At 61.3% G+C, this 14,343-nt stretch carries 13 protein-coding genes; 8 read left to right on the top strand and 5 right to left on the bottom strand.

Features of this window, described 5'->3' with window-relative positions:
* Positions 1–11 precede the first annotated feature (11 nt).
* The 3 genes from C4J87_RS02500 (at position 12) to cpdA (ending at position 1,979) form a co-directional block, all read left to right on the top strand.
* Entirely contained in the window at positions 12–629 is a 618-nt protein-coding gene (locus tag C4J87_RS02500; protein WP_124365605.1) for an NUDIX domain-containing protein, read from the top strand.
* A complete protein-coding gene (locus C4J87_RS02505; protein ID WP_017138485.1) occupies positions 620–1,069 on the top strand; it encodes a DUF1249 domain-containing protein in 450 nt (149 codons plus the stop codon). Before C4J87_RS02500 ends, C4J87_RS02505 begins: the two co-directional genes overlap by 10 nt.
* Positions 1,070–1,166: 97 nt before the next feature.
* Positions 1,167–1,979, top strand: coding sequence for a 3',5'-cyclic-AMP phosphodiesterase (gene cpdA / locus C4J87_RS02510; RefSeq protein ID WP_124365606.1), 813 nt, complete (start codon positions 1,167–1,169; stop codon positions 1,977–1,979).
* A 15-nt stretch (positions 1,980–1,994) separates the two neighbouring features.
* Here cpdA and C4J87_RS26255 read toward each other — a convergent pair whose 3' ends face one another.
* From C4J87_RS26255 to C4J87_RS02525, 4 genes are all read right to left on the bottom strand, one after another.
* On the bottom strand, positions 1,995–2,513 hold the full coding sequence (locus tag C4J87_RS26255; protein WP_256679959.1) for a hypothetical protein: 519 nt from the start codon (positions 2,511–2,513) through the stop codon (positions 1,995–1,997).
* Complete coding sequence (locus C4J87_RS26260) at positions 2,513–2,977, bottom strand: succinylglutamate desuccinylase/aspartoacylase family protein (protein WP_256679960.1); 465 nt, start codon at positions 2,975–2,977, stop codon at positions 2,513–2,515. The genes C4J87_RS26255 and C4J87_RS26260 overlap by 1 nt, the downstream gene beginning before the upstream one ends.
* Before the next feature lie 89 nt (positions 2,978–3,066).
* A complete protein-coding gene (locus C4J87_RS02520; RefSeq protein ID WP_124365607.1) occupies positions 3,067–4,383 on the bottom strand; it encodes an MFS transporter in 1,317 nt (438 codons plus the stop codon).
* A 222-nt stretch (positions 4,384–4,605) separates the two neighbouring features.
* Complete coding sequence (locus C4J87_RS02525; RefSeq protein ID WP_124365608.1) at positions 4,606–5,526, bottom strand: LysR family transcriptional regulator; 921 nt, start codon at positions 5,524–5,526, stop codon at positions 4,606–4,608.
* 222 nt (positions 5,527–5,748) lie between these two features.
* Here C4J87_RS02525 and C4J87_RS02530 point away from each other — a divergent pair, with 222 nt between their 5' ends.
* The 5 genes from C4J87_RS02530 (at position 5,749) to C4J87_RS02550 (ending at position 12,522) form a co-directional block, all read left to right on the top strand.
* Complete coding sequence (locus C4J87_RS02530) at positions 5,749–6,357, top strand: YqiA/YcfP family alpha/beta fold hydrolase (protein ID WP_124361003.1); 609 nt, start codon at positions 5,749–5,751, stop codon at positions 6,355–6,357.
* A 46-nt stretch (positions 6,358–6,403) separates the two neighbouring features.
* Positions 6,404–8,308, top strand: a complete 1,905-nt coding sequence (parE, locus tag C4J87_RS02535; RefSeq protein ID WP_124365609.1) for a DNA topoisomerase IV subunit B — start codon at positions 6,404–6,406, stop codon at positions 8,306–8,308.
* Positions 8,308–9,303: an esterase-like activity of phytase family protein gene (locus C4J87_RS02540; protein WP_124365610.1), complete on the top strand. Its 996-nt coding sequence runs from the start codon at positions 8,308–8,310 to the stop codon at positions 9,301–9,303. The genes parE and C4J87_RS02540 overlap by 1 nt, the downstream gene beginning before the upstream one ends.
* A gap of 70 nt (positions 9,304–9,373) precedes the next feature.
* Complete coding sequence (parC, locus tag C4J87_RS02545) at positions 9,374–11,638, top strand: DNA topoisomerase IV subunit A (RefSeq protein ID WP_124365611.1); 2,265 nt, start codon at positions 9,374–9,376, stop codon at positions 11,636–11,638.
* Between the two features lie 173 nt (positions 11,639–11,811).
* On the top strand, positions 11,812–12,522 hold the full coding sequence (locus C4J87_RS02550; protein WP_124365612.1) for a membrane integrity-associated transporter subunit PqiC: 711 nt from the start codon (positions 11,812–11,814) through the stop codon (positions 12,520–12,522).
* 187 nt (positions 12,523–12,709) lie between these two features.
* On the opposite strand, the gene C4J87_RS02555 is transcribed toward C4J87_RS02550, so the two are convergent.
* The gene (locus C4J87_RS02555; protein ID WP_124365613.1) at positions 12,710–14,242 is read right to left on the bottom strand and encodes an AhpA/YtjB family protein; all 1,533 of its coding nucleotides are present in this window, start codon (positions 14,240–14,242) and stop codon (positions 12,710–12,712) included.
* Positions 14,243–14,343 lie beyond the last annotated feature (101 nt).

Genomic DNA, 14,343 nt, shown 5'->3' on the forward strand with positions numbered 1-14,343 from the left:
CGAGGAAGGATATGACGGATTTTACGAAGTCGACGCCGAATAAAATCGAAATTGTTCAGCGCGACTCTGCCTACAAAGGCTTCTACCAGCTCGATCGCGTGCAGCTGCGCCACGAGAAGTTTGACGGCGGCATGAGCCGCGTGATCAATCGTGAAGTCTTCGTGCGCCATGATGCGGTGTGCGTGCTGCCCTACGACCCGCAGCGCGATGAAGTGGTGCTGATCGAGCAGTTCCGCGTGGGCGCCATGGGCCGTACCGACAACCCCTGGCTGGTGGAAATGGTCGCCGGCCTGATCGACAAGGACGAGCAGCCGGAGGAGGTTGCACACCGCGAAGCCGAGGAGGAAGCTGGGCTGACGTTCTCCGCACTGTGGCCGATCACCAAGTATTTCCCCTCGCCTGGCGGCAGCACCGAATTTGTCCACTTGTACCTGGGCCGTTGTGACAGCGCCCAGGCGGGTGGTATCCATGGATTGGAAGAAGAGGCAGAAGACATTCGCGTCACCACCTGGGCATTCGAAGATGCGTTGCAGGCGGTACGCGACGGTAAGATTTCCAACGCAGCCAGCATTATCGCCCTGCAATGGCTTGCGCTTAATCGCGCGGAAGTGAGGGGGTTATGGCAGTAAAGGCACGGGAACGTTATCGGGTCGACCTGATCGGGCTGCAAGCCGCGTGCGAGGCCAACTATGCGCGGCTGATGCGCCTGCTCCCCGATATGCGCCACGCGCCCGAGGCGCGGCGCATCGCCGTGACCCACGGCGACCAGATGCTCGGCGTGCTGACCCTGGAAGTCATCGTCAATTGCCCGTACACCACCACCCTGCGCGTGCGCCAGGAACACAGCCTGCCGTGGTTGCCGGTGCCGCAGCTGGAAGTGCAGGTGTACCACGATGCGCGCATGGCCGAAGTGATCAGCGCCGAACATGCACGGCGCTTTCGCAGCATCTATCCTTACCCGAACGTTTTCATGCACCAGCCCGATGAGAAGGCCCAGCTCAATGTGTTCCTCGGCGAATGGTTGAGCCACTGCCTGGCCTTGGGCCATGAGTTCGAAGTCGTGCGTTAGATGTGAACGGTGTCCGTTTGTCCAGGTTTCCTCTTTGTGTCCTGCCCTAGCATAATTGCCCCAACTATCTATTCCTGTGATTGCTAGGGAGAGCGCCTTGCCGAGCGTATCCGCCGTGAACCCTGACGCTGTGCTGCTGGTGCAGCTGACCGACAGCCATCTGTTTGCCGAGGCCGACGGCACGCTGCTGGGTATGAATACCCGCGAAAGCCTGCAGCGGGTGATCGAATTGGTCCGCGAACAGCAGCCGTCTATCGATCTGGTGCTGGCCACCGGGGATCTTTCCCAGGACGGCACATTGGCGTCATACCAACAATTTCGCGATATGACCGCGCCGATAGGTGCTCCCGCGCGCTGGATTCCCGGCAACCACGATGAGCCGCAGGTCATGGCCCAGGCTGCCGTGCACAGCGACCTGCTGGAGCCGGTGGTCGATGTCGGCAATTGGCGCATCATCCTGCTGGACTCCGCCGTACCCGGCTCCGTGCCCGGCTACCTGCAAGACCAGCAACTGCAATTACTCGCCCAGGCCTTGAGCGAAGCGCCGAACCGGCATCATCTGGTGTGCTTCCATCATCACCCGGTGTCGATCGACTGTGCCTGGATGGAGCCTATCGGCCTGCGCAACCCCGATGCGTTGTTTGCCGTGCTCGACCGCTTCCCGCAGGTCAAGGCGGTGCTCTGGGGCCATGTGCACCAAGAAATCGACCGCGAGCGCAATGGTGTACGCCTGCTGGCTTCGCCGTCCACGTGCATCCAGTTCGCACCCGGCAGTGAGCACTTCAAGGTCAGCGAGCAAGCGCCGGGCTATCGCTGGCTGCGCCTGCATGCCGACGGGCGGTTGGAGACCGGCGTAGAGAGGCTCGAAGGCTTCGCGTTCCAGGTGGACTACGGCAGCAACGGCTATTGACCACCGACGGCGCGGCTATAGGTCCAGCGCCTTCGCCAACCTGACCACGGTAACGCCTTGCCCCAAGTGTCGCAGCGAGGGCTGGATCAACACGCAGTTGTCATACGGCGTGAGGATTTCGCGTTCGGCGTCTCGGGCGATCACTGTTCCCGCGTGAGCGATCCGTTCCAGGCCACGGAAGTCATCGGTAAAACTGAAGTCCATGCTGTTCGCGATCACCGGATCGGTGACCTGCAAACAGTGCTGGGCAACGGGCTGTTCCCGGCTTAGAAACCTCGAAACGTCAGCCCCGGTGACGGTTTCAGTCGCCACCAGGAAACGAGCGGCTATATCGAGGGCGACGTGTTCGCTCTTTTTTGAAAAGTGCTGACCTGTTTCGATCAGCAGCGCGTTTTTGGTGCTTTTGGCGTCACCAAACCCGCCGTAGTCACGCATGCGTCGACCATTGGCGTGGCCGGCGTCGGCGACGACGGTGGCCGGTACACCCAACGATTTTGCAAATGCCAGGCCTTTGGCGCACGCCCCGCACATCATCAGGGGGGGGACTCTTCGTGCATTGAATGGATATCGAGCAGAAAATCGACGTCGTCGATCAGCGGTCGCAGCTTACGGGCGCGGCACAACTCGACAGACTCTCGCTCGCCGTCCAGTGCGGAAGGCAGCCACACACGGTTCATGTCCTCGTCAATGAAGCGGGACGCGTCGATGTTTTGCGGGTCGAAGCGTTGATAGGCCTCAACGTTGCCGAACGCCAGTGACAAGCGGCCCTTGCGCGGACGGATACCGCTGCGTAACAGGGTGTCTACCGCGATGGCTCCGCTGACTTCATTCCCATGGGTCAATGCCATGATCAAAACATGCGGCCCCGGTTCGCCGCTGTCGAAGCTGTAAACGTAGTCGATCTCGCCATTACCGTTTTTCCATGGGCTGAGGTCGGGGAAGTTAACCTCAACCGGATATGGCTTCAGGGATGCACGCACTTGCTCTAAGGTTTTCATTTCTGTCTCCGATAGACCAACGTTTAGACGTGTCGCCAGATAGGGCGCGACAATCACAATTGGGAAGCTGGCTTTTATAAGGGCCCGGCTCAACTGGCCGAAGGTTGCGTACCGCGCATGCGCCGGCCGAGGCAGACGATCGACACGACACTGATCAAGATGGTCCCCATCACGTAAAAGCTCGGTGCGAGCTTGCTGCCGCTGGCTTCGATCAACGCGGTCACGATCAATGGCGCAAAACCACCAAACAGGGTGACGGAAAAGTTGTAGCTCAGCGCCAGGCCCGTGCCGCGAATGCTGGTCGGGAAAATGTCGGAAAGCATCGCTGGAATCGGCCCCAGGCAGGCTGCGATCAACAAGCCAACAAGGGCTTGCACGATCAGCAGTGTGGTGAAGCTGGGGAAGGTGTTGAGCAGCACGAACATCGGGTAAGACGAAAACCCGGTAATCAACAGCGCAATGGTCAGTACCCGGTATCGTCCGTAGCGGTCTGAAAGCCCGCCAAATACCGGCGCCATCAGCATTAACGTCACGCCCGTCATCAGCGCCCCGAGGTAAGAAGACGTGGCGGTGATGTTCAGTTGCTTGAACGCGTAGATCGGCATGTACAACTTATGGACATAATTGAATGCGGTCGCACCGGCCACTACACCGATAGCCAGCAGCAGGCTGACATGCCCCTTGATCAAGACATCTCGCAGCGGGGTTTTGGCCGTGCTGCTGACCAGCGTTTTCTTGAAGTCCGGGGTTTCATCGATTTGTGTACGAATGTAATAGCCCACCGGCCCGATCAGCAGGCCGAAACCGAATGCGACGCGCCAGCCCCATTCGTTCAACTGCACATCCGACAGTACATAACTGAGGATCGCGCTGACCCCCGCTGCCAGGACGGTTGCCAGCCCTTGGGTGGACAGTTGCCAGCTGGCAAAGAAGCCCCGGCGCTTGGCGTCTGCGTGTTCGACCATAAACGCCGTCGCGGCGCCGAACTCACCGCCTGTGGAGAACCCCTGAAGCATGCGCGCAACGATGATCAACAGCGGCGCGGCCAAGCCAATCTGTTCATAGGTGGGTGCGAAAGTGATTGTTGCGGTGCCGAGCAACATGATCATGATCGACAGTGTCAGCGAGGCTTTACGCCCGGCTTTGTCGGTGTAGGAACCCAGCACAATTGCGCCCAGCGGACGCATCAGAAAGGAAATGCCGAATGAGCCCACGGCCAGCAGCAGTGAGGTGGTTTCGTTATCGGAGGGGAAAAACTGTTTGCCGATGACGACTGCAAAATAGCCGTAGATCAACAAATCATAGAACTCCAGCGCATTGCCGAAACTGGCAGCGATGATTTCCTTCCATGGGCCTCGTCGGGCTGGGGTCGTTGCCGAGGGTAAGACGGGTGATTGAGCGGTCATGGGTGTGCCCCGGGTGTATTTCACGTTTGGCATTCGGATTCGCCCAAGCTGCTACGCGGCCTGGCGAGATCGAAAGCGTTAATTGTTATGGGTGAAAGCCCGGATGAAAGTGAATCAATAGCGGTGTAGCGGCAATTGCTGATTTGGCACAGGTTTGAGCTGTTTTGGCACGGGCCAGGCCAGCCGCGGCTGGTAGCGGTGGTGAAGCGGAAAAACGGGCGATTATGAGGGGGGCGGCAGCGTTTCAAACGCTGCCAACGCTTCCCATATCTTCATCACCATCTCGCTCTGGTTATCGCGTAACCGATGCAGCGAGACGTCGAAGCTGACGCAAAACTCGGCGCCGCCTGCAATCAGCAGTTCGCCCGACGCCAGCGCATCGTTGACGACCATCTGCGGTAACCACGCAAGGCCCTTGCCACGCTTGGCCATTTCCAGAATCGCATCATAGGAATCGGCCTGGTAAACCATCCGCAACGCCAGGCGCTGTGGCAGTCGCTCCAGGTGCTGCGCCAGCACGCCGCGCAGCGCAAGGGAAGGTGAAAAGGCCAGCCAGGGAATGGGGAGGGCGTTACTGCTTGCGGCTATCTGCTGGCGCGGTTGGCCCTGAGCGTCCGGCGCACTGACCGGTAGCAATTGCTCCTTTGCCAGCACTCGAGAGTCAAAACGCTGCGGGTCGATCAATGACTGGGTCAGCGGGCTGGAAAAGCTCAGCAGCAGATCGACTTCGCCAGCCGACAGCCGGCTGATGGCCTCTTGCGCACCGCTGGTGAGCAGTGACACCGCAAAACTGCCCAATTGCGGGTGCAGCGACTCGTACCAGTCGGGGAAGAAGTCACAGGCCAGGGTTCGCCCGGTGGCGATACGCACGGGTTCATCGCGGCTCAGGGGGCCACCTTTGAATTGCGCTCTGACGGCGGTCAGCAGTTCCAGCGATTGGGTTGCAGCATCCAGAAACAGTACGCCGCAAGGGGTCAGTGACACCGGTTGTGTACGTTCGATCAATGGCGTGCCGACCCATTCTTCCAGCGCCCGGATACGTCGCCCGAACGCGGGGTGCGTGACGCACCGATTTTCCGCCGCGCGCGACAGGCTGCGGGTGCGGGTCAGTTCAATAAAGTCCTCAAGCCATTCCAGTTGCATGCTGTTTTCCCGCTCGGCGACCTATTTAACGCGCCGCCAGTACCGGCGAATTCCACAAGCAATGAAGAAAGGGTGCGCTGATCAAAAAATGAGCAATTTGCAGCCGATCAGGTGCTTAAGGGTCGTGGAACGGATAGTAACGCCAGCGGCGATGGGCTGCACCCACGACCCCGCTGTTACCTGTAAACTGCGCCTCTTTGGCGCAAGCATGGAGAGCCCGGCATGTCCGCATCAATCTTGTATATCCACGGTTTCAACAGCGCACCGGCGTCCAACAAGGCCAGCCAGTTGATGACCGTGATGGACAGCCTCGGCCTGGCCGACCAGTTGCGTGTACCGGCCCTGCATCACCACCCGCGTCAGGCGATTCCTCAATTGGAGGAAGCCATCGCGCAACTGGGTCGGCCACTGCTGGTGGGAAGCTCACTCGGCGGCTACTATGCAACCCATCTTGCCGAACGCCATGGCCTCAAGGCGTTGCTGGTCAACCCGGCGGTCAGCCCCCATCGGATGTTTGACGGTTACCTGGGCACCCAGAAGAACCTCTACACCGATGAAACCTGGGAATTGACCCACGATCACGTCACAGCGCTGGCCGAGCTGGAAGTGCCGGCTCCTCAAGACGCCGCGCGTTATCAGGTGTGGTTGCAGACCGGGGATGAAACCCTGGATTATCGCCTGGCCCAGCAGTATTACCGGGCCTGTGCCTTGCGCATCCAGGCCGGTGGCGACCATGGTTACCAAGGGTTCGCCCAGCAATTGCCGGCACTGTTGAGCTTTGCCGGCATTGGCGCAGATCAGTATCAATCCTTCGATTTTTCGTCACTGTAAAAATCGCGGGTCACTTTTTTAATCGAACGACTCACGACGAGACCCCATGGCCACTCCCAGCGCTAGCTCTTATAACGCCGACGCCATCGAAGTCCTCTCGGGCCTCGACCCGGTGCGCAAACGCCCCGGCATGTACACCGACACCAGTCGGCCGAACCACCTCGCCCAGGAAGTCATCGACAACAGCGTTGACGAAGCCCTGGCCGGCCACGCCAAGTCGGTGCAGGTCATTCTCCACGCCGATCACTCCCTGGAAGTGTCCGATGACGGTCGCGGCATGCCAGTGGACATCCACCCCGAAGAGGGTGTGTCGGGCGTCGAGCTGATCCTTACCAAGCTGCACGCCGGCGGCAAGTTCTCCAACAAGAACTACCAGTTCTCCGGCGGCCTGCACGGCGTGGGTATTTCGGTGGTCAACGCGCTGTCGAACCACGTCCGGGTCAAGGTCAAGCGCGACGGCAACGAGTACGAGATGACCTTCGCCGATGGCTACAAAGCCACCGACCTGCAGGTGATCGGCACCGTTGGCAAGCGCAATACCGGCACCAGCGTGTACTTCGCGCCGGACCCGAAATACTTCGATTCGCCGAAATTCTCCATCAGCCGCCTCAAGCACGTGCTCAAGGCCAAGGCCGTGCTGTGCCCGGGCCTGCTGGTGAGCTTTGAAGACAAAGGCACGGGGGAGAAGGTCGAGTGGCACTACGAAGACGGCCTGCGCTCCTACCTGGAAGACTCCGTCAGCGACTTCGAGCGCCTGCCCAACGCGCCGTTCTGCGGCAGCCTGGCCGGTAACAAGGAAGCCGTCGACTGGGCGCTGTTGTGGTTGCCCGAAGGCGGCGACAGCGTGCAGGAAAGCTACGTCAACCTGATCCCCACCGCCCAGGGCGGCACCCACGTCAATGGCTTGCGCCAGGGCCTGCTGGATGCCATGCGCGAATTCTGCGAATACCGCAGCCTGCTGCCACGCGGCGTGAAGCTGGCGCCGGAAGACGTGTGGGAGCGCATCGCCTTCGTGCTGTCGATGAAAATGCAGGAGCCGCAATTTTCCGGCCAGACCAAGGAGCGCCTGTCGTCCCGCGAGGCGGCGGCGTTTGTCTCCGGTGTGGTCAAGGATGCCTTCAGCCTGTGGCTCAACGAGCACCCGGAGCTGGGCCTGGCCCTGGCGGAACTGGCGATCAACAACGCCGGTCGTCGCCTCAAGGCCAGCAAGAAGGTCGAGCGCAAGCGCATCACCCAGGGCCCGGCATTGCCCGGCAAGCTGGCCGATTGCGCCGGGCAGGACCCGATGCGTTCCGAGCTGTTCCTGGTGGAAGGTGATTCCGCCGGTGGTTCCGCCAAGCAAGCGCGGGACAAGGAGTTCCAGGCGATCCTGCCGTTGCGCGGCAAGATCCTCAACACCTGGGAAGTCGACGGCAGCGAAGTCCTGGCCAGCCAGGAAGTGCACAACATTGCCGTAGCCATCGGCGTCGACCCGGGCGCGGCGGACATCAGCCAGTTGCGCTACGGCAAGATCTGCATCCTCGCCGACGCCGACTCCGACGGCCTGCACATCGCAACCCTGCTGTGTGCGTTGTTCGTGCAGCACTTCCGCCCGTTGGTGGATGCCGGTCACGTCTACGTCGCCATGCCGCCGCTGTACCGGATCGACCTGGGCAAGGAGATTTACTACGCCCTGGACGAAGCCGAACGCGATGGCATTCTCGACCGCCTGGTGGCCGAGAAGAAACGCGGCAAGCCACAGGTCACGCGATTCAAGGGCCTGGGCGAAATGAACCCGCCGCAACTGCGCGAAACCACCATGGACCCGAACACCCGGCGCCTGGTGCAGTTGACCCTGGAAGACTTCGCCGGCACGTCGGAAATGATGGACATGCTGCTGGCGAAAAAGCGCGCACCGGATCGCAAAGCCTGGCTCGAATCCAAAGGCAACCTGGCCGAGGTTCTGGGCTGATGCGCACAGGCGTCGCCCTGGCGATCCTGATGGTGTGCGGGTTGGCGACCACCGAAGTGGTTGCCGCGCCCGTGGCTGAGCTCAAGCTGGTGTCGGAACACCCGGTAGACGGCATGCGCGGCGGGAACCTGTCGGGCCTGGCGCTATGTGGCGAGCAATTGTGGACCGTGTCGGACCGTGATGATGAGCAGATTTATCGCCTGGACACCCGCGCGCCGACCTGGACCGCCGAAGTGGTGAAGATCGACGTACCCCCCGTGCCCGAATCCGGCCTGCCGTGGGGTTTGCGCTCGCGCACCAAGGCGGCTTCGTTCGTTCGCGGTGGCGACCTGGATTTCGAAGGCATCAGCTGTGATGCCGCAGGCAACCGCTACATCGTCAGCGAAGCCCACGCGGCGGTGTTGCAGGTGCCGGTAGCAGGCGCACCCGAGTGGCTGAAAATTGCCCCAGGCATGGTGCGCGAGGCCCGGGCCAGCGGCATGTTGCTGCACTTCAATGCGTTGTTCGAGGGCCTGACGGTGAACCCGCAAGGCGATCGGATCTGGCTGGCGGCCGAGCGTGAGCGCCGCGGCCTGGTTTCGATCAAGCGCGGGCAGAGCGTGTGGGATTGCGACGGTGCTTGCGTGTTGTTGAGCGAGGCCGGCCTGGAAGTGCAACCGGCGCAGTTCCCCAACGCCAAGGCGGTGTCGAAGGACTTTGCCGACCTCGCGCTGTTCAACGGCAAGCTGTTTACCCTGGAGCGCAATGCGTTCCAGATTTGCCGGCGCGATACGGTGACGGCCAAGGTTGAGCTGTGCTGGTCGTTTGCCGACGAAACCCTGACGCCCGAGCGGCGTTACCCCCAGCCTTACGGCCTGGCCGAAGCCCTGGCGGTGGACGCCGACGGTGCCTGGATTGGCATCGACAATAATTTCGGCGCGCGTGCCGATGGTGAAAAGCGCCCGGTGGTCTATCGTTTCGCCGCCCCGGCCGGTGGCTGGAGTGCCCAGCCATGAGCCGTCACGAATTTGAATTGAATCAGCGCAGCGGCAATTCCGTTGCGCCTTACCCCATGATGAGGCCCGCATGAGTGACATCCTCGCAGACAGCTTAGATGGCGTAGAACGCCGATCGCTGGCTGACTTCACCGAAAATGCCTACCTCAACTACTCCATGTACGTGATCATGGACCGTGCCCTGCCGCATATCGGCGACGGCCTGAAGCCGGTACAACGGCGCATTATCTACGCCATGAGTGAGTTGGGCCTGGACGCCGACTCCAAGCACAAGAAGTCGGCGCGTACCGTCGGTGACGTGCTCGGTAAGTTCCACCCCCACGGCGATTCGGCGTGCTATGAAGCCATGGTGCTGATGGCCCAGCCATTCAGCTACCGTTACACCCTGGTCGATGGCCAGGGTAACTGGGGTGCGCCGGATGATCCCAAGTCCTTCGCCGCCATGCGTTATACCGAGGCGCGCCTGTCGCGCTACTCGGAAGTACTGCTCAGCGAGCTGGGCCAAGGCACCGCGAACTGGGGGCCGAACTTTGACGGCACCCTCGACGAACCCCTGGTATTGCCGGCACGTTTGCCGAACATCCTGCTAAATGGCACCACCGGCATCGCGGTCGGCATGGCCACCGACGTGCCGCCGCACAACCTGCGCGAAGTCGCCACGGCCTGCGTGCGCCTGTTGGATGAGCCAAAAGCCACGGTCGAGCAGCTGTGTGAGCATATCCAGGGCCCGGACTACCCGACCGAGGCGGAAATCATCACGCCGCGCGCCGACCTGCTGAAGATGTACGAAACCGGCAAGGGCTCGGTGCGCATGCGCGCGGTGTACCACGTCGAAGACGGCGACATTATTGTGACCGCGTTGCCGCATCAGGTATCCGGCGCCAAGGTGCTGGAGCAGATCGCCGCGTTGATGCAGGCCAAACCGTCGAAATTGCCGCAAGTCGCCGACCTGCGCGATGAGTCCGACCACGAAAACCCTTGCCGCATCGTGATCATCCCGACCAATAGCCGGGTTGATCATGAAGTGCTGATGCAGCATTTGTTTGCCAGCACCGACCTTGAGTCCAGCTACCGGGTCAACGTCAACATCATCGGCCTGGACGGCAAGCCACAGCTCAAGAACCTGCGCAATTTGCTGGTGGAATGGCTGGAGTTCCGCGTGCAGACCGTGCGCCGCCGCCTGCAATTTCGCCTGGACAAGGTCGAGCGCCGCTTGCACCTGTTGGACGGCTTGCTGATTGCCTACCTCAACCTGGATGAAGTGATTCATATCATCCGTACCGCCGAGCACCCGAAGGCCGAGCTGATCGCGCGCTTCGAGCTGAGCGAAATCCAGGCTGACTACATCCTCGACACCCGCTTGCGCCAGTTGGCACGCCTGGAAGAAATGAAGCTGCGCGACGAGCAGGACGCGCTGCTCAAGGAACAAGCCAAGCTGCAGGCGCTGCTGGGCAGCGAAACCAAGCTCAAGAAGCTGGTGCGCAGTGAACTGATCAAAGACGCCGAAACCTACGGCGATGACCGCCGCTCGCCGATTGTCGAGCGCGCAGAAGCGAAAGCTCTGACAGAAACCGAGCTGTTGCCTAACGAGAAAATTACCGTCGTTCTGTCGGAAAAGGGTTGGGTTCGTTCCGCCAAAGGGCATGATATTGATGCCACCGGCCTGTCGTACAAGGCCGGTGATGGCTTCAAGACTGCGGCGGCTGGGCGTTCCAACCAATTTGCGGTGTTTATCGATTCGACGGGGCGCAGTTATTCGGTGCCGGCCCACACCTTGCCCTCAGCACGCGGGCAGGGCGAGCCGCTGACCGGGCGCCTCACGCCGCCGCCGGGGGCGAATTTCGAGTGCGTGCTGTTGCCGGACGATGATTCGCTGTACGTCATCGCGTCCGACGCCGGCTATGGTTTCGTGGTCAAGGGTGAAGACCTGCAGGCCAAGAACAAGGCGGGCAAGGCGTTGTTGAGCCTGCCGAACAACGCCAAGGTGATCCTGCCGCGGCCGGTGGAGGATCGCGAGCATAACTGGCTGGCCTCGGTGACCACCGAAGGGCGCTTGCTGGTGTTCAAGATCAGCGACTTGCCGCAGTTGGGCAAGGGCAAGGGCAACAAGATCATCGGTATCCCTGGAGAGCGGGTGGCCAGTCGCGAAGAGTACGTGACCGACATCGCCGTCATCCCGGAAGGCTCAACCCTGGTGCTCCAGGCCGGCAAGCGCACGTTGTCCCTGCGCCCTGACGACCTTGAACATTACAAGGGCGAGCGCGGTCGACGCGGTAACAAACTGCCTCGCGGCTTCCAGAGAGTGGATGCTTTGTTGGTAGAAACGCCTGCTTAAGGCGTACTAGAGGCCTTGATCTACGATTTAACGCGTAGATCGACGCTTTGGCGCTGGAGTCATGGCGCATATTCACGGATGATATGGCCTTTCCAGCGCCGGCGTGGCCGAGCGTATTTAGGTTATTTTTAGTATTACATTGTGGTTCGCCGTGCGGCAGCCACCTGGATGGGATGATGACTGCTCCACGCCTTCCTCTATTTTTGATGCTCGCTGGCCTGTTGGGGCTGGCGGGTTGCAGCACGCACCAGCCGGTGTCGCTGTACCAGCTGGACAGCGGAAGTCCGGCTCAGCCAGCACAAACCGCCGGCATGGCCGTTCTGCTGGGGCCGGTAATCGTTGCCGATTACCTGCAACGCGAAACCCTGCTGCAACGTCAGAACGACGGCAGCCTGCAAGGTTCCACCGATGGTCGTTGGGCGGGCAGCCTGTCCTCCGATATCAATCAATTGATGTTGCGTCAGGTGGCCGGTCAGCTGGACAGCCAGCGTGTGGTGCTGGCGCCGGGGCCCTCCGGGTTTACCCCGGATGTGCAGGTGCTGCTGACGATCACGCGGCTTGACTCCGGTACCTCGCAGCCGGCGATCCTGGATGCACAGTGGCGCCTGATCGACCGTCGCGGCCAGGTTCGGGACAACCGCATCGTGCACCTGCAGGAAGAACATAGCGGCACCACGGCGTCCCAGGTCCAGGCCCAGGGCGTATTGTTGCAGCACCTGGCGCAACAGTTGTCGGTGGCGATCAAGCCGTTGGCCAACCAGCCGCCGATTGCCGAGGCCCCGCGCAAACAGACGCCGGCACAGGCCAAGCCGGCCACACCGGAAAAACCCAAGATGCCGATGGCGACACCGATTCGTACGGATTTGGAAGTGTTCAGGTTTTGATCTGAATAGCAGACAAACAAAAGGCCCGCTGAGTAAGCGGGCCTTTTTTGTATCTGAAATAGAAGCCATGGCGCAGTCAAATGTGGGAGGGGGCTTGCCCCCGATGGCGGTGGTTCAGTGAGTGATGTGCTGACTGATACTCCGCTATCGGGGGCAAGCCCCCTCCCACACGGAGCAATTGCGTGCCTTATGTCCTTGTGCGGGTCTCATGCATCCGCGCCAGCTGCCGTTCCAGCATTGAGGGATAAGGTTCCATCAAGCGCTCCACACAGCTGGCGCCCTCAGGGCTGGCAATCGGGCGGATGCGTGCGCGTTGGCGGATCAGCGTGTCTTCACTGATCTTGCGCTCCACCAGCAGCAGGTTGCGGCTGTGTTGCGACAAGGCCAAGGCATCCTGGGCGATCTCGGTCAGCAGCAGGTCGATCTGGCTGATGCCGAACAGGTCATCACCCACCGTCAAGCCCAGTTGCAGTTGCAACGTGATACCGCTGTCCGCTACTTCGATCTGCAGGGCGTGGCCCAGGGCGCGCAGCAACTCGCCGCAGCAGATGGCGTTGGTCAGGTAGTCCTCGCCGCTGTCTTCGCTGTGGAACAGCATCAGCGTGCTGCCGTCGTTCAGGGTGTGCAGTTCGCTCTGGTAGAGCGAGGCGGCCTGGTCGAGGCAGTCGCGATAGCGTTCCAGCAGCTCCGTCAAGCGAGCGCGGGGCAGGCGGCGCAGTTGGTCCTGGGCACCCAGTTGCACAGCGAGTACGGCGCTGTACTGAGGTTCGCTGCTTTTGGCGGGAAGCGGCTTCGGCGCCACGACGGGCGCGGCCTCGGCGGTATCGCGCAGGTCGGCGAACGGGTCTTCGTCGTCCAGCTCGTCTTCTTCGGCCTTGATTACATGCCGCGGCGCAGGCTTCAAGCCCGCTACCGGAGCGCTTTCGTCGAAGCCTGGGTCGCGCAGGTCGCGTACTTCAAACTCAGGTTCGTCGGTGTAGTCGGCGTCGTCGTACTCGGGTTCGGGTTCGACCTCAGGCACGGTCGGCTCCGGGGCGAAGCTGGCATGCAGCTGGCGCGCCAGGTCGCCGATTTCGTCCTGGCGGTCGGTGGCTGGGGTGTGTTCGTCGATATCGCGCAGCCAGATGCGCAGTTGCATCAACGGCGTGGAGATATGCCGTCCCAGGCGCAGGCTCAACGCCAGGGCCAGGGCCAGCAGGATCGCGCTCAAGATGCCCATGCTCTGCAGGCTGATGGTCATCGGCTGCTGGAATTGCTGCATGTCCAGGCTGATGCGCAATTGGCCGGCTTTTACATCCTGAAACGTGATATTGCTCTGATACAGGCCCTCGGCTTCGCCCAGCAGGCCGTTTTTCGGGCGCTGCCCGGCTTCGGCCATGATCCGGTTGTCCACGCTATAAATGGCGGCGTGGGCCACCAGCGGGTTCTTGGTCAGGTTGTTGAGCAGCACGTTGAGGCTGAGGATGTCGTTGGACACCAACAACTCAGTCGCCGAGGTGGCGGTCTGGGTGGTCAGGCTCTCGCCGAGGGCGTCGGCCTGCTCGTGCATGGCCTGCTTGAACTGCAAACCCATTACGCAGGCGTAGATCACCAGGGCCAGGGCGACCAGGATCACGTTATGGCTGGCGATGCGTAATGCGATCGGTACACGGCGGTGGCGCAGTGCCCGGAAGATCAGCAGGAAGAAGTTATCGGTTTTTACTGGCGTGGGCCGGTTCACTTGCGCTCGGCTCTTGGTCCGTGAAGTTGACGCGCAGTATAGCGACAGGCCCATGACCGGCAAAGCGCTGGCTGTGCCCGATGATCACTGAAAGTGGGTAG

Source organism: Pseudomonas sp. R1-43-08 (assembly GCF_003852255.1).
In the GTDB taxonomy this organism is placed as follows: Bacteria; Pseudomonadota; Gammaproteobacteria; order Pseudomonadales; family Pseudomonadaceae; genus Aquipseudomonas.

Excerpts from the sequence above, each read along its gene's own strand:
- C4J87_RS02500 (WP_124365605.1), top strand. The coding sequence starts at position 12 with ATGACGGATTTTACGAAGTCGACGCCGAATAAAATCGAAATTGTTCAG.
- C4J87_RS02505 (WP_017138485.1), top strand. The coding sequence starts at position 620 with ATGGCAGTAAAGGCACGGGAACGTTATCGGGTCGACCTGATCGGGCTG.
- C4J87_RS26255 (WP_256679959.1), bottom strand. The coding sequence starts at position 2,513 with ATGATGTGCGGGGCGTGCGCCAAAGGCCTGGCATTTGCAAAATCGTTG.
- C4J87_RS26260 (WP_256679960.1), bottom strand. The coding sequence starts at position 2,977 with ATGAAAACCTTAGAGCAAGTGCGTGCATCCCTGAAGCCATATCCGGTT.
- C4J87_RS02520 (WP_124365607.1), bottom strand. The coding sequence starts at position 4,383 with ATGACCGCTCAATCACCCGTCTTACCCTCGGCAACGACCCCAGCCCGA.
- C4J87_RS02525 (WP_124365608.1), bottom strand. The coding sequence starts at position 5,526 with ATGCAACTGGAATGGCTTGAGGACTTTATTGAACTGACCCGCACCCGC.
- C4J87_RS02530 (WP_124361003.1), top strand. The coding sequence starts at position 5,749 with ATGTCCGCATCAATCTTGTATATCCACGGTTTCAACAGCGCACCGGCG.
- parE (WP_124365609.1), top strand. The coding sequence starts at position 6,404 with ATGGCCACTCCCAGCGCTAGCTCTTATAACGCCGACGCCATCGAAGTC.
- C4J87_RS02540 (WP_124365610.1), top strand. The coding sequence starts at position 8,308 with ATGCGCACAGGCGTCGCCCTGGCGATCCTGATGGTGTGCGGGTTGGCG.
- parC (WP_124365611.1), top strand. The coding sequence starts at position 9,374 with ATGAGTGACATCCTCGCAGACAGCTTAGATGGCGTAGAACGCCGATCG.
- C4J87_RS02550 (WP_124365612.1), top strand. The coding sequence starts at position 11,812 with ATGATGACTGCTCCACGCCTTCCTCTATTTTTGATGCTCGCTGGCCTG.